Source organism: Dolichospermum circinale AWQC310F (assembly GCF_000426925.1).
Taxonomy (GTDB): Bacteria; Cyanobacteriota; Cyanobacteriia; order Cyanobacteriales; family Nostocaceae; genus Dolichospermum; species Dolichospermum circinale.
Window position 1 is genome coordinate 82818 of sequence record NZ_KE384668.1, and the last position, 14201, is coordinate 97018.

General features: G+C 38.7%; 19 protein-coding genes. 9 read left to right on the forward strand and 10 right to left on the reverse strand.

Going from position 1 to position 14201, the window contains the following annotated elements; genetic code table 11:
• Positions 1–320: 320 nt before the first annotated feature.
• The 3 genes from ftsZ to ACIR310F_RS0104890 all read right to left on the reverse strand — a co-directional run bounded on the left by ftsZ (position 321) and on the right by ACIR310F_RS0104890 (position 3942).
• Positions 321–1625 carry a cell division protein FtsZ gene (ftsZ, locus tag ACIR310F_RS0104880; RefSeq protein WP_028082852.1) on the reverse strand — a complete coding sequence of 435 codons (1305 nt, stop codon included), beginning with the start codon at positions 1623–1625 and terminating at the stop codon, positions 321–323.
• A 711-nt stretch (positions 1626–2336) separates the two neighbouring features.
• Positions 2337–3287 (reverse strand): cell division protein FtsQ/DivIB, encoded by a 951-nt coding sequence (locus tag ACIR310F_RS0104885; protein ID WP_028082853.1) that lies wholly within the window; start codon positions 3285–3287, stop codon positions 2337–2339.
• A 301-nt stretch (positions 3288–3588) separates the two neighbouring features.
• Complete coding sequence (locus ACIR310F_RS0104890; RefSeq protein ID WP_028082854.1) at positions 3589–3942, reverse strand: hypothetical protein; 354 nt, start codon at positions 3940–3942, stop codon at positions 3589–3591.
• Positions 3943–4349: 407 nt separating this feature from the next.
• Between ACIR310F_RS0104890 and psbO the strand changes: the two genes are divergently transcribed.
• The 5 genes from psbO to ACIR310F_RS24060 all read left to right on the forward strand — a co-directional run bounded on the left by psbO (position 4350) and on the right by ACIR310F_RS24060 (position 8121).
• Complete coding sequence (gene psbO / locus ACIR310F_RS0104900; RefSeq protein ID WP_028082855.1) at positions 4350–5180, forward strand: photosystem II manganese-stabilizing polypeptide; 831 nt, start codon at positions 4350–4352, stop codon at positions 5178–5180.
• Positions 5181–5804: 624 nt separating this feature from the next.
• Complete coding sequence (locus tag ACIR310F_RS0104905) at positions 5805–6575, forward strand: RNA polymerase sigma factor SigF (protein ID WP_028082856.1); 771 nt, start codon at positions 5805–5807, stop codon at positions 6573–6575.
• 190 nt (positions 6576–6765) lie between these two features.
• Positions 6766–7629: a hypothetical protein gene (locus tag ACIR310F_RS0104910; RefSeq protein ID WP_028082857.1), complete on the forward strand. Its 864-nt coding sequence runs from the start codon at positions 6766–6768 to the stop codon at positions 7627–7629.
• Positions 7630–7631: 2 nt separating this feature from the next.
• On the forward strand, positions 7632–7868 hold the full coding sequence (locus ACIR310F_RS0104915; protein ID WP_028082858.1) for a hypothetical protein: 237 nt from the start codon (positions 7632–7634) through the stop codon (positions 7866–7868).
• 112 nt (positions 7869–7980) lie between these two features.
• Positions 7981–8121, forward strand: a complete 141-nt coding sequence (locus ACIR310F_RS24060; protein WP_071604786.1) for a photosystem I reaction center subunit VIII — start codon at positions 7981–7983, stop codon at positions 8119–8121.
• A 184-nt stretch (positions 8122–8305) separates the two neighbouring features.
• On the opposite strand, the gene ACIR310F_RS24065 is transcribed toward ACIR310F_RS24060, so the two are convergent.
• Positions 8306–8407, reverse strand: coding sequence for a photosystem II reaction center protein J (locus ACIR310F_RS24065; protein WP_231387390.1), 102 nt, complete (start codon positions 8405–8407; stop codon positions 8306–8308).
• Here ACIR310F_RS24065 and ACIR310F_RS26650 point away from each other — a divergent pair.
• Positions 8364–8519 carry a hypothetical protein gene (locus ACIR310F_RS26650; protein ID WP_231387392.1) on the forward strand — a complete coding sequence of 52 codons (156 nt, stop codon included), beginning with the start codon at positions 8364–8366 and terminating at the stop codon, positions 8517–8519. The genes ACIR310F_RS24065 and ACIR310F_RS26650 overlap by 44 nt on opposite strands.
• A gap of 26 nt (positions 8520–8545) precedes the next feature.
• Here the strand turns inward: ACIR310F_RS26650 and ACIR310F_RS24070 are convergent, their stop codons facing one another.
• The 5 genes from ACIR310F_RS24070 to ACIR310F_RS0104940 form a co-directional block, all read right to left on the reverse strand.
• Positions 8546–8665, reverse strand: a complete 120-nt coding sequence (locus ACIR310F_RS24070) for a photosystem II reaction center protein L (protein ID WP_015081482.1) — start codon at positions 8663–8665, stop codon at positions 8546–8548.
• Between the two features lie 9 nt (positions 8666–8674).
• Positions 8675–8812, reverse strand: a complete 138-nt coding sequence (gene psbF, locus ACIR310F_RS0104925) for a cytochrome b559 subunit beta (protein ID WP_028082859.1) — start codon at positions 8810–8812, stop codon at positions 8675–8677.
• 9 nt (positions 8813–8821) lie between these two features.
• Positions 8822–9070, reverse strand: a complete 249-nt coding sequence (gene psbE, locus ACIR310F_RS0104930) for a cytochrome b559 subunit alpha (protein WP_028082860.1) — start codon at positions 9068–9070, stop codon at positions 8822–8824.
• Positions 9071–9161: 91 nt separating this feature from the next.
• A complete protein-coding gene (locus ACIR310F_RS0104935; RefSeq protein ID WP_028082861.1) occupies positions 9162–10181 on the reverse strand; it encodes a photosynthesis system II assembly factor Ycf48 in 1020 nt (339 codons plus the stop codon).
• A 69-nt stretch (positions 10182–10250) separates the two neighbouring features.
• Positions 10251–10595 (reverse strand): rubredoxin, encoded by a 345-nt coding sequence (locus tag ACIR310F_RS0104940; RefSeq protein WP_028082862.1) that lies wholly within the window; start codon positions 10593–10595, stop codon positions 10251–10253.
• Positions 10596–10856: 261 nt separating this feature from the next.
• On the opposite strand from ACIR310F_RS0104940, the gene ndhC reads away from it, so the two are divergent.
• Genes ndhC through ACIR310F_RS0104955 form a run of 3 tightly spaced genes read left to right on the forward strand, consistent with a single transcriptional unit; the run spans position 10857 to position 12464 of the window.
• Entirely contained in the window at positions 10857–11219 is a 363-nt protein-coding gene (gene ndhC, locus ACIR310F_RS0104945) for a photosynthetic/respiratory NAD(P)H-quinone oxidoreductase subunit C (RefSeq protein WP_028082863.1), read from the forward strand.
• Complete coding sequence (locus ACIR310F_RS0104950) at positions 11210–11947, forward strand: NADH dehydrogenase subunit K (protein ID WP_028082864.1); 738 nt, start codon at positions 11210–11212, stop codon at positions 11945–11947. Before ndhC ends, ACIR310F_RS0104950 begins: the two co-directional genes overlap by 10 nt.
• Positions 11940–12464, forward strand: a complete 525-nt coding sequence (locus ACIR310F_RS0104955) for an NAD(P)H-quinone oxidoreductase subunit J (protein WP_028082865.1) — start codon at positions 11940–11942, stop codon at positions 12462–12464. Before ACIR310F_RS0104950 ends, ACIR310F_RS0104955 begins: the two co-directional genes overlap by 8 nt.
• A gap of 171 nt (positions 12465–12635) precedes the next feature.
• On the opposite strand, the gene ACIR310F_RS0104960 is transcribed toward ACIR310F_RS0104955, so the two are convergent.
• Entirely contained in the window at positions 12636–14147 is a 1512-nt protein-coding gene (locus tag ACIR310F_RS0104960; protein WP_028082866.1) for a DNA methyltransferase, read from the reverse strand.
• Between the last annotated feature and the right edge of the window lie 54 nt (positions 14148–14201).

The following is a 14201-nucleotide window of genomic DNA, read 5'->3' on the forward strand; positions in this document are numbered from 1 at the left end:
TGAATCATGAAACTTTTGTGGTGCGGGCATCTTGCCCGCTAGATATGTACCTCATAACACCAGTAAGTGCTGTAAAATTCGGGGATCTGGTTTTCCTATTCAGGGTTAAAGATTATAAAACCACAAGTTTAGAGAGAAATTCCAAGAATAATTTGAAATGAAAATTTGGTTTATTAACATATCTTTAGTCGCAATAAAGAACGAAAATATAGACATTACACAATTCTTATTGAGAACAAAAAATTGTCTATAGCAATGTAAACCTTTCTTAATAAAGGTTTATTGAGATTTTGGTGTGTTACCAATCCTGACAACTTGAACTAGTTTCTGGGTGGTGTCCGTCGTCTTTGTAGAAAGTCAGGAATATCCAAAGAGGGTTTTTCCTTTGGTGGTTCTGCAACTGGGGGGGGATTATTAACAGGTGGTTGTAGTGGTGCAGGTCTTCTGGTAGTAGTAGGAGTGGGAGTAGGTGTAACCACTCTGGGAGTAACGATAGTTTGCGCTGAAGGGGTTTGAATTTCCCCAGTAAAGCCAGTAGCAATCACAGTAATTCTCACTTCTCCCTGGAGTCTGTCATCAATTACCGCTCCAAAAATAATATTGGCATTAGGATCAACCACTTCATAGATTGTTTCCGCAGCAGCATTCACTTCATGAAGAGTTAAATCACTACCACCAGTAATATTAAACACAACTCCTCTAGCACCTTCAATAGAACATTCTAGCAAAGGTGAAGAAATTGCAGCGATCGCTGCCTCTCTAGCTCTAGATTTACCTGAACTTACACCAATACCCATCAAAGCCGATCCTGCATCAGCCATAACAGCCCGCACATCAGCAAAGTCAACATTTACTAAACCAGGAATAGTAATAATATCAGAAATACCCTGCACACCTTGACGTAACACATCATCGGCATAGCGGAAAGCTTCTTGGACAGGAGTTTGTTCAGGAATCACCTCCAAGAGCTTATTATTAGGAATAATAATTAAAGTATCAACTCGACTTTTCAAGCCTTCAATTCCCTGTTCCGCTTGGCTGGTGCGTCTGCGTCCTTCAAAGATAAACGGCCGAGTCACCACACCAACAGTCAGAGCGCCCATTTCCTTAGCTACTTCCGCCACAATTGGGGCAGCGCCTGTACCAGTTCCCCCACCCATACCAGCAGTAATAAATACCAAGTCTGCACCATCTAAAGCAGTAGCAATTTCATCACGAGATTCCTCCGCTGCCTTTTGACCAATAGCGGGATTTCCTCCTGCACCCAAACCTCTAGTTAGCTTTTGCCCAATTTGTAAACGACTAGGAGCGCCGGCTAAAGTTAAAGCTTGAGCATCAGTATTGATTGACCAAAACTCTACTCCAGACACATCAGACTCAATCATGCGGTTGACAGCATTACCACCACCACCACCGACACCAATCACCTTGATGTTAGCAACACGACCCGGAACAATTTCACCAATACTCCTACTTTCAGTAGAAATTCTCTTATGATCTTGACCTTGGGTGAAGTTTAAAGAAGAATTATTAAAAGGATTCGTGGCGTTAACTGCTAGAGAGAATCCTGGCTGGTTTCCGGCTTGAGAGTTATAGATTAGCCCTTGGTTATTATCAAGTGTCATTGGATTTGCGAAGGATAGATAAACGACTTTTATCGGTGTGATTTACTTAACAGTCAACTATATTTTGACGTTGCCAGAATTTATTGGCATCATATTTTATTGTTTTTACTATTTACCAGCCTACCATGATGTTGTAGGCTATATCTAGTAATTTTTCGCTGATTCAGGCATAAAATTTAACTTTGACAGAAACAACAAAAGCCACTGTCTAAAGTGAAATACTTGCTGTAAAATGGTCATGGTATTTTTAGAGCGGCTAGTAGTTTTGATTACTGCTGTATAAATTCTTTTGGTTTTACTGGCTCTTGTATTGGTGGATTTGTGAAATAAAATAATTAGCTGTACAGTATATAATACTAAACGCTAATGTGGCTAACTCTCCCCTATTCCTCAAAAGTATAGTTCCAAAAAACCATAGATGTTTATTTATCTCATGCCTATCTCTAGGCATAAATCTACTGGCACTACTTCACATAGAATATTTGACTGGTTACTGAGCTTTGCGATAGACTTTAGTCCTACCAATAATTTTTAATCACCTCCTCATGTCTTTTCAGAATATTTTTCAGATATTGATTTGACAACCCTGACCATGATTTTTTAACTAATGGCTGCAAAATCGTACATCTATATGTATAATACATACGAATTTGCCAATTTGCCAAAATATAAAATTAGTCACGTCAGTTTAATTCGAGAAAATGTCAGTATTCAGAGATTTAGGATTGGTTTTGTATTCAGTTGTGCCGATTTTTTGATATCTAAGTCTGATTTTTTTTGATTCACCTGTACTAATGGCATGGCAGGATTTTTTAGATCGATATAATCCATATTACTAGGATTAAATTGAGTCTTTAAATGGCGCATTTGCTCAAGTACCCGAATTTGTTCAGGTAATTTGTTGCTAGGGCTACCCAAATGCACAATTCCTAATTCAGTCGTCAAAATTAAATTTGTGGGATCTTGAAAATCAATTTCCGTCACCTTGAGAGAACTTTGACGAATAGCTTCATAAAGTTGAGTCCAGAATGGCCTATATTGTGCGGGAGAACCAATCACCATCATCTGGGGTAATTCCCTTTGAGGATTCATTGACATATACTTAGCCATGGGCATCCAGATCCCACTAGCATCTAGTAAACCCAGTTCACTTTGCTTATGAGCCGTACTGTTGTTTTGTACACAAGGCTTAACATCAGCAGACTTGCCCGGAGCAGAAGGCGCAGCTGTGCAACTAGTGGCGGGTTGCTTTTTACGTATTTGGGCTATGGCCACAGGAACTCGTTCCTGGATTTCAATAATTAAACCAGGTGGAAACAAACGACGACTAACGGTGGCTTGGGCAATATTTGGTTGTTTTTTTAAAGAGTCGGCAATTAGGGAAGGTTCAATTCGCCATAAAGACTGAGGGGAGGATAATCCTAACAGTGAATAAATATCCTTTTGAGCCGGCTCGATTTTGGCACCAGATTTTATAACTATTTGCTGGGAATCCTTTAATACCCACATTGGTTGAATTGCCACCCATAACAAGGCCGAGGCCATTCCAGTTACGGCAACTGTTCGCCAAATAGTCTGAATAACTTTGATTTGTCGCTGACGGCGTAATTTCTGCCGACGTTGAGCTAAATTTGTCCGAGAAACCGATAATATTCCAGCCATTTGCACTCCTTGTCAATTACAATCGAATTTATTTTGTATATTGAGTTCACTTATACCAGCAATCACATCTATGCCATATAGTGGGCATTTTCCAGAAAATTAGCTTTTGCCAACAGTATCAGCCGGCAGACAATTCTTTACAGCCTTTGGTTTCATAAAGCTACATTAATTTACATTAAATTACATGATAATTTTACTCTCAGTAGAGAGGGGCAGAAAACCACAGTTTCTAAAGAAAAGTAACATTTCCCTCTTGCCTCTTCCCCTTTCCCTCTTCACAACAACAAATTTTAACGCTAATCTATTCTGAGGATTGAAAAACATCATGACTGTGGTTGGGAGAAGTATCTTCATCACTAGCTGACTGCGACAAATTCACTAACAAAGCTTGTATTCGCATTCGGGCGATATAAGGCCAACCTCCCTCTGACTCGATATTTCTGAGCAATGAGTACAGTCTTTGGCGATTATCGGGCAAATTTTCCTGAAACACTCCATCCCGAATTTCTCTGTGCAATTGTTCTAAATGACGTAACACAGCCAATATAGCAATTACATCCCCCTCGCAGGTTTCAGCTACATTTTTTACCGCGTTAGAAATCGCCTGTAGTTGCCAGGATAAATCCTCACAGGCTAAATTTTGATCATGCTCCATAAAAGGTTCTACTCCATAAAACTAATAGGATACTGGAAAAGTTATGCAACTGGCACAATATCCTCATAAACCTAAAATAGGCGTATATCTTTCTGGCTATTCTCAGGTAACAAGAATCCTTGGTGGTAAGGTAGAGAAAGCTTTTCCATAATCTGTGCTGTATTACGGCAGGATTTAATCACTAGAGTGCTTTGATTTTGAGTTAAAAAAAGTCGTATGATCTGGCTAATTTCCTTATCCAAATACCTTTATTGTATGTACTGGCAACACATACATAATCGCAAATGGATGCGGTTCACTGCTTAGTCTATGGTTTGAATTCTAGACTCAGAAACGCAATGCGTTTAAGTACGTTTAGTAAAGCAGTTTGACAACTTAGATATTAATTTTTGAGATTGAGGTTGACCATGAGGTATCGCGCTTTAATTGTTGCTTTCTTCGCTCTATGCTTGGGACTAATCACTGCTTGTAGTGATGCACCCTCTACCAGCGTGAGTGATGTACTTACCTATGAACAAATTCGCGGCACTGGGTTGGCGAACAAATGCCCCCAACTAGCAGAAACTAGCCGTGGTTCTATTGCAGTTGATCCTAACGTAACATATTCTATCAAAGAACTTTGTTTAGAACCAACTAATTTCTTTGTTAAAGAAGAACCTGCTAACAAACGTCAAGAAGCAGAATTTGTCCCTGGTAAAGTTATGACCAGATATACTTCTAGCATTGACCAAGTACAAGGTAAGCTAACCGTCAACTCAGATAATAGCTTGACTTTTACAGAAGAAGATGGTCTTGACTTCCAAGCTATCACCGTTAAGCTTCCCGGTGGTGAATTAGTGCCTTTCTTATTTACCATCAAAAATTTAGTCGCACAAACACAACCTAATTTAAGTAGCATCAATACATCCACTGACTTTGAAGGAACTTTTAAGGTCCCTTCCTATCGTGGTGCTGCTTTCTTAGATCCTAAAGGTCGTGGTGTTGTTAGTGGCTATGATAATGCCGTGGCTTTACCAGCCCAAGCTGATGATGAAGAATTAACCCGTACTAACGTCAAGCGGGCAGAAGTTCTCAAGGGCAAAATTTCTTTGCAGGTAGCCAAAGTTGATAACACTTCCGGTGAAATCGCTGGGACTTTTGAAAGTGAACAACCTTCTGATACAGATTTGGGCGCGGGTGAACCTAAAGAAGTGAAGATTCGTGGTTTGTTCTACGGTCGGATTGAGCCTCGTGCCTAAATTACTGATTAAATATTTATACAACATCATGGAAGTGTAAAAATATATCCAGATTTTGGTAAATTAGTACCCTAATATACATCCATGATGTATACAAAATAAATTTTGGAGAATAGGCATCTTGCCTAGCCTACCGAGGAATTTATTTGTGGAATTCCCTTGACCAAGAAGCACATTACTAACAACGTGCTGCTTGGTTTTTTTTGGAAACTAGGGGATAGAGCTTTGTCATACAATATAAACAAAAGTAATCACAGTTTCAGGCTAATAATTATTAAATCTTCTCAAATTCTCCAGAAATATAAGTAAATCTCATCGTTAATTAATTTAATTGAGTACAATTCCGGTTTATTATTTAACTGTTAATTGTATATTTTCGTTCCCTAACAGTTGTTTAACCAACTACCGAACACACTCAACTTAATTGAGTAAAAAACACTAAAGCACTTTTACTAATATTAATTGTGCGAAATAAACCATTGAAGACAATTTTACACAGCCAATATTTCCTTTCATAGAGGTTCATATAACCTATCTAAACGGCTATTTGAATATAGTTCTGATGTCTAGAACAAGGAAAGGGTTAATCAACAGATTCCAAATTCACTTAAAAACTCAAATTTTATGTCTAATATAGCCACCGACGAACTAAAACATCAAATTTCACAGTTGTTACGAGAGTACCAGCAGTCCCGCTCGGAAAAAGTTCGTAATCAATTGGTGGAACTTAATTTTGGACTAGTGAGAAAAGAAGCTTATTATTGGGTTAATCAGTGCCATGAAAGCTATGAGGATCTGCTACAGGTAGGTTCTATAGGCTTAATTAAGGCAATTGAGAAATTTGAACTTTCTTTGGGAAATGCTTTTAGTTCCTATGCCATGCCCTACATTCGTGGTGAAATTCAACACTATTTACGAGATAAAAGTGTCACCCTAAAAATACCCAGGCACTGGCTAGAAATCCAACAAAAAGCTGTCGCGGTTTGTCGGTCTGTGAGCGAGGAATATCATCGTCAACCGACGGATCAGGAATTAGCGGCTGCATTGAAAATTTCTCTAAGTGAATGGCAAGAAATTAAATTAGCATTGATTAACCGCACACCCTTGAGTCTAGATGTACCTATAAAAGATGGAGAAGAAGATTCTAGTTGTTTGGGTGAATTAGTTCCAGACCCCAAGTATCGCAGTTTCCAATTAGCCCAAGAAGATCAAATTCTTTTACAACAAGCCCTGGTTAAGTTAGAAAAACTGACTCGTGAAGTTGTTGAGTATGTTTTTTTTCATGAGTTCACCCAAAAAGAGGTAGCACAGCTTCTAAATATTAGTGTTGTAACAGTTTCCAGGCGGGTTAAGAAGGGGTTAGAATTGTTGAAAAATATCATGGATGACGGGTAAAGTTAATTGTTAATTTTAGTTGATGCTGGTAACATAACAAATGTTAGTTGAGACCACGCACTTAATCAATCTGGTGAAGTTTTTATATTGTTTAGCTACATTCAGTGCTTTATGTCTGAGTATCTTGAAGAACTAAGTTCAAGCCATTCACGCCATAAACGAACCTTCCTATAGTTTTTAAGAGAAGTTAATGATTACAAATTCAGATATTACAGCCACAGCTATTGCAGCCGCAACTATTTTAACAACCTTATCGCTGACTGGATGTACGATAGGTGAAACGCCCACTAGCACTAATACTGCTAGTCCTCAACCAACTACCCAGCAGATAACACAACCACAATCTTTAGAGTTGGCTTTGAATAATCCCATGGTGTCTGCTAGACCGGTCACGAATCGTGAATCTGTTGGCACTTTGATTCCACCGACTAAAGGTGCAGAACGATTGCTGGTCATACAAAAAGGACGAACAGACCCCTTTGGGCAAATTGTGGAATCAAGGACAAAAATCCCAGTTCCTACATTATTGCCCTTACCTACTATAATCAAACAACAACCAATGAATATAACGGCCAAGTCGGCAAAACTAAGTCCAATGAGGCAAAAACCGACACCAAAGACCGTACTGGCTAGTAAATCGGTTGCTAAACCAGTAACTAAAGTAGTCGCGTTAATATCCAAGTCGGCACAACCAAGGCCAATGAAGCAAAAACCGACAAAAAAAACCATTCTACCACTAGCGCCACAGCCGAAAATAGCTAGAGCAGTTGTTGTGACTGGTATAGTTTTGATTGGTGAAGTACCCCAAGCAATTATTAAAGCACCGAATGAGCCAACCAGTAGATATGTACAACCGGGACAAAGACTGATGAATGGCGTATTAGTGAAACGTATTGAAATGCGTCAAGGGAGTAATCCCACCGTAATTTTAGAAGAGTATGGGATTGAAGTTGTCAAACAGGTGGGAGAAAAACCTGTGGAAGAATCTAAACCTTTAACTAAAGCATCTGTTAGTAATTATATTGTGGTGCAAAAGCCGCACAGAGATTTATAGATATGGAAATACAAGAGAAAATAGAATTTCCTGGTTTACCTTTGGCGGTATATCGAGAAATAGCAGCCCATCTAAATCAGTTAGCAGGGGTAGAAGTGGGATTAATTTCTCAAACATCTTTAGAGTTTGATTATAACGAAAGTCAAATTGCTGGTTTATGGATTTCGTGGCTACCAAACGCTCATGAGGAAGATAAAAAAAGATTTAAGCAAATAGTAGGTTACTATCAAAACCGCTAAATCGCATTTTTTAGTAACTTCTGTTAAAAATCTTGATGATTTAGCAAATTGGGGAAGATTTTGCAGTAAGCTCAATTTGAATTGTAGTCAGACTTTACAGGACTTTATCATCATGTCAAGTTCATTTTTGCCCACTGTGTTGGCTTATTCCTCCTTTTTGCCTTCTATTTTCGTTCCTCTCACCGGCTTAGTTTTACCAGCAGTAATTTTCGCATTTTTGTTTTCATACATTGAAAGTGAAGATATTGCTTAATTAGGCTATGGGTAATTGGTTACTTAGTTTTTACGCTAATTACCTATTTAGAAACTAACAAAACCGCCTATCTCTATGAGGTAGGCGGTTTTTATGATAATTTCTGAAGCAGGATTTCAAAAATGATGATCAAGCAAAAATTTAGTCTTTTGTATTTTTAATTGCTGCCTTTTTTCCGGTAGCATTACATTGAAGAACCAATTCCTGCGTAAGATCCATAAAAGAAGATACCTACAACAGTGATGACACCTAAACCTGCGATCGTAGCGACGACCCACAGGGGAATTCTTCCACTTCCAGACACAGTTTTTTCCTCACTTACAAAAATTGTCAGTTGTCATTCGTCAGTTGTCATTCGTCAGTTGTCAGTTGAGAATTTTCTCCCACCTGTTACCTAACTAGCAACTGACGTTAAAAAGCCCAGTTAGTTAAAGAAGTAACTGGAAAATAAAATTCCCAGTACGAAGACCAAGAGTAGTCCTAGATAGAGAGAGGTACGGTTTAATTCAACTGGTTGTTGATTAGGATTAGGCGTTCTTTCCATGATTAACTCCTAGCGTTGAATAAATTGCATTGAAGCGATCGCGCCCAAAAAGAATACAGTAGGGACAGCTAGGGTATGAACCGCAAGCCATCTGACTGTAAAAATGGGATAGGTAACTGGTTGATTGATGTTATTACCGCTAGCCATGATGTCAAATTACTTTCCAATAAAGGTTTCTACTTGTTGTTTTGCTTCAAAACGGTTTTTCACAATTGGTACTTCTTGACGAACCTGAGTAAAATACTCATTAGGACGTGGTGTACCAAAAACATCATAAGCCAGACCAGTGCTGACAAATAACCAACCGGCGACAAATAGTGCGGGGATGGTGATGCTGTGAATTACCCAGTAACGAATACTGGTAACAATGTCAGAAAACGGACGTTCTCCAGTGGTACCTGCCATTTATTTCACTCCCTTCTCAAAAACGATGATTAAGTTTATTATCCTACAAAGTTGAGACTTGAGTTACATACCACAGTTGAGTTGGGTGTAATTAAGCTGCTGGGGCTGCTGTTGGCTCTGCTTTGGGGTTATATTTGAGTAAAACGCCGCGATCGCCAATTATAAAACCTTGATCGGGCTTAAAGAACACAATTTTGTAAAAATTAGCGGCTACTTTTTCTACATCACGGTCTTTTGTCCAGGTTTTCCCACCATCAGCACTGCTGAGTAAATTACCACTACCACCGCCAACCCAAATTTCATCAGGTGTGCGATAAGCCAAATCCAGTAAACCCCAACTTGTGGACAACTCTGGATATGTCGGCTCTAGCCACTCTTCTGTTTTAGTAGGATCACTGAATTGAACCTGTCCACCTCGTGCTAATAACCACAATTGTCCATCCTGAGTAAAACCCATATTTTCCAAACGACGGGAACTATTGCGGTTATGGGGTTGCCAAGCATTTTGACCAGGCTCCCAAGTCGAGTAAAAACTACCCTTAGCAGAAACAGCGATATACTTACCATCAGGGGATCGCTCGATGTTACGTACTACACCAAATGCTGCTTCCAGATTAGCTTTCCAATTTTGACCACCATCTGTAGTTTGGTAAATTGCCCCCAAATCGGTGGCCATTTCCGCCGTATTTGCACCTATGGCTGTAATAGCAATGGGGCTACCGGGTAACTTTTCGCTTAAAGCGATTCGTGACCAAGACTTACCCTCATCAGTAGTATGGAGTAGGAGAGAAGGTTCTCCAGCAATCCAGCCCTCTTGACCGGCAAAACTGACAGAGTTAAAACGGTATCTAGGATCATCCAATTCTAATTTTAGCGGTTGCCAAGTCTCACCACCATCATTAGTTTCCAAAAGAGTGGCATTACCACCCACTAAATAACCATGTTGAGAATTATCAACAAAACCAATATCGAGCAATTTCGACTTTGTTGGTACATTAATCACCTGCCAGGGATTGTAGCTAATAGAAGGAACACTACTACACCCGATACAGGCCATAACTACTATTAACGCGGCAAAAAATCCTTGCCACTTTTTCACAATTGATTGCATCAGTATTACTGAGGTTTTCCAGTTCAGGTTAAATGAGATTTGCGCTGCGGTAAATCAAGATAGCGGTTTTTACTGTAGTCCGTAGAGACTAATAAAAAACAAGAAGCCAAGGGCTAAAGCCCCAAAAATCAAAATGTTCTTTTGAGTTGGTGTGAGAGTATTAACACCTAAACCGTAACCTAAGTTTTCCTTAAAACCAGAGGCCGTACCTACTGGTCCAATATTCGCAAAAGCAGTTTTCTTAGCTATACAAACTGGACAGCGCCAATTTGCGGGTAGTTCTGCAAAAACTGTTCCGGGGGGAATATTGCTTTTGTCGTCTCCCTTCTCAGGTTCATAAACGTAACCGCAAGAACGACACTCGTAGCGGTCTAATACTGGAGTTTCCACAGCTTGTTCAGCTTGTTCACTCATGGCTTATAGTCTCGCTTCAGGGGAATTATTAAATATACGTTACAAATTATGACATAATTGCCGGAGTTTTCTATCACTCATTAAAAGGATTTCAATAGAATCAGGGGATGTAAATACAAATTCGGGAAAGCCCTAAAAGATATAATGTAAAAGAACATTATCCATATATTGCAGTCAACAGTTATCAGGAAACACCTATCAAACTATAAATCTGATAACTGATAGCTTATCCCCTTACACCATTAGCGGTAGAAACCCATTGTGTTTGTTCTTAGCGGTTACGAGTATCTTCTAGGCTTTTTCATCTTGTGTAGCCTAGTTCCAGTTCTAGCACTGTCAGCCTCAAAAATCCTGAGACCCGTTAGTACAAGTCTAGAAAAACGGACTACTTACGAATGCGGACTAGAACCCATTGGCGGAGCTTGGATTCAGTTCAACATTCGCTACTATATGTTCGCCCTGGTCTTCGTTGTTTTTGACGTAGAAACAGTATTTTTGTATCCTTGGGCCGTTGCTTTTAACCGCCTGGGTTTATTGGCATTTATCGAAGCCCTAATCTTTATTTCGATACTCATCATCGCCTTAGTTTACGCATGGCGTAAAGGAGCTTTAGAATGGTCGTAAATTCTAATATTACCACCCCAGACAAAGAGCAAATCATCAACCCCATTCAACGCCCTACAGTCACCCATGAACTGTCAGAAAACGTCATTTTAACTACCGTTGATGACCTTTACAACTGGGCGCGGCTTTCTAGTTTGTGGCCTTTACTATTCGGTACAGCTTGCTGCTTCATCGAATTTGCGGCTTTAATCGGCTCTCGTTTTGACTTTGACCGTTTTGGGTTAATTCCTCGTTGCAGCCCCCGCCAAGCCGATTTACTCATCACTGCGGGAACAATTACCATGAAGATGGCACCCCAATTAGTGCGTCTTTATGAACAAATGCCCGAACCTAAGTATGTAATTGCCATGGGTGCTTGTACAATTACTGGAGGGATGTTTAGCGTTGACTCACCCACAGCAGTACGTGGAGTGGATAAGCTAATTCCCGTAGATGTATATTTACCTGGTTGTCCGCCTCGTCCTGAAGCGATTATTGACGCAATTATTAAACTGCGGAAAAAAATCGCTAACGATTCTATGCAAGAACGGGATAACATCAAGCAAGTTCACCGTTACTACAGTACAACTCATAATCTGAAGCCAGTTCCCGAAATCTTAACTGGTAAGTATATGCAGTCAGAAACCCGTTTCAATCCTCCCAAAGAATTGACAGAAGCAATTGGTATGGCTGTACCCCCAGCTTTGTTGACAGCAAAGACCCAGAAGGAGGAACAAGCGCGTGGCTGAAGAATCTAAACCAGTTCCCGCAGCAGAAGCGTCTCTAGTCAAAGCCGGTAAAATTTCCCAATGGTTGACGGAAAATGGCTTTTTCCATGAGTTTTTAGAACTTGATGCTAACGGAGTAGAGATCATTAAAGTCCCTGCAAGTTTTCTACTACCCATTTCTACAGCTTTGTATGCTTATGGGTTTAATTATCTCCAGTTTCAGGGGGGTATTGACTTGGGAGCGGGAGAAGACTTAGTAAGTGTTTATCATTTACTCAAAGTTAGCGATAATGCTGACCGTCCTGAAGAAATCAGGGTAAAAGTATTTTTACCGAGGGAAAATCCCGTTGTACCTTCAGTTTACTGGATTTGGAAAACAGCGGACTGGCAAGAACGGGAAAGCTATGATATGTATGGTATCTTCTATGAAGGTCATCCTAACTTAAAGCGGATTTTGATGCCAGAAGATTGGGTAGGTTGGCCTTTGCGGAAAGATTACATCTCACCTGATTTTTACGAGTTACAAAACGCTTATTAAGCATTGCTGGAATTGAGTTTTCAGTAGTAACAATTAACCCCTTTCCATTCCTGGAGGGGGTTTTTAAATCTTTTATGGAACAATTTTGATCATAAACGCAAGATAAAAATCATAAATGTTGGGTTTCGTTACCTCAACCCAACCTACTTAAAGTTTATTAAACAAAATTTATTAAAAATCTAACTCTATTTGATTCACTCTTACTTCTTTTTGTTTTTCCGCACTTTTGAGAACTTCATAACTTAAACGAATATTTAATCTTTGTTGATCTTCAATTATCTCTTTAATGGTGACGATTTGGATTTTGTCGCAAGTATGACTCATGTATTTACTCTGATAAAAACCAGCAGATTTTGCGGTTTTTAGCATATCTTTAGTAGGTTCTTCTAGGGTGATAAATATGGCTAGACTAGCAGTTTCTAGGGTCATTGTTCCTAGTAAATCTCGGATATCTCCCGATTTAACTTTACCAGATTTAACTTGAAAAATTATCTTTTCTGGGTCATTTTTATCACCTTGAAAATAAACAATTCCATCTATACCTTTATCTGCACCTTTTTTAGCGTTAATGACTGCTTTATTATTAGTATAAGTTAAAATTGCCCATTTTTCAAATTCTTTACGAGTGCGATCATCTGTTTTATTTGCTAATGCTCTTGCACTTTCTATATCTTTAGGAATACCATGAAGTTTAATGGTTTTTAAAACTCCTGGAAAACTATCTTCTAATCTTTTTAAGATTAAGCTAATGCTTTGATAGGTAATATCAATTCCTATCCATTGTCTATCTAATTTTTGGCACACTGCGACGGTTGTACCACATCCACAATAGGCATCTAATACTATATCATTTTCGTTAGAACTGGCTTTAATTATTCTTTCTAATAATGCTTCTGGTTTTTGTGTTGGGTATCCTAAACGTTCTGTTGCTGACGGATTAATTGCTTGTATATCTATCCATACATCCATAGGTGTTAATCCTTCATCTAAATACCAACGATATTGTTTTCCACTTTTTCGAGGTGAAAAATCTTCATAATATTCTCTACCATCTTCATCTACACCATATTTTAAATGTGCTGTGCCTATTTTTCTTGGTATTGAAATTTCATTTCTATTAAACAAATAATTTTTGGTTTTAGAATACCATAAAATAACATCATGTTTTCTTAAAAATCTTGATTTTCCTTTTCCTCCGGTGTTATAACTCCAAATAATTTCATTCTGAAACTCTCCTCTCTGAGAACAAAAGACACCATCTAAAATCAACTTTAAATAATGACTCGCAGTGGGATCACAATGTAAATAAAAACTCCCCGTAGGTTTCAAAACGCGATGAATTTCTGTTATCCTTAAAGTCATACTCACCAAATAAGCCAGTAAACTTCCTTTTCCTAAAACATTACTCAAACCTGTAATTAAAGCAATACATTGTTGAGTAAATAAACCATGATAATTAATGAGGATTTCATTTATTCCATGAATAGCGTGATCATCCCATTCCCAAGTGTCAATAAATGCTTGCGCTTGTGCTTTATCTTCTGCACCGATATTATTATAAATTTGATTGTAATTCCGTTTAGAATTAAAGGGAGGATCAATATAACATAAGTCCACAGACTCATCTTTTATGTAACGTCTTAAAACTTCTAAATTGTCCCCATAATAAAGTTGGTTAACCATTGTTTTTACACAATTATTTTTGCTTCAATTACCCCTGATTAATCAGTTTTATAC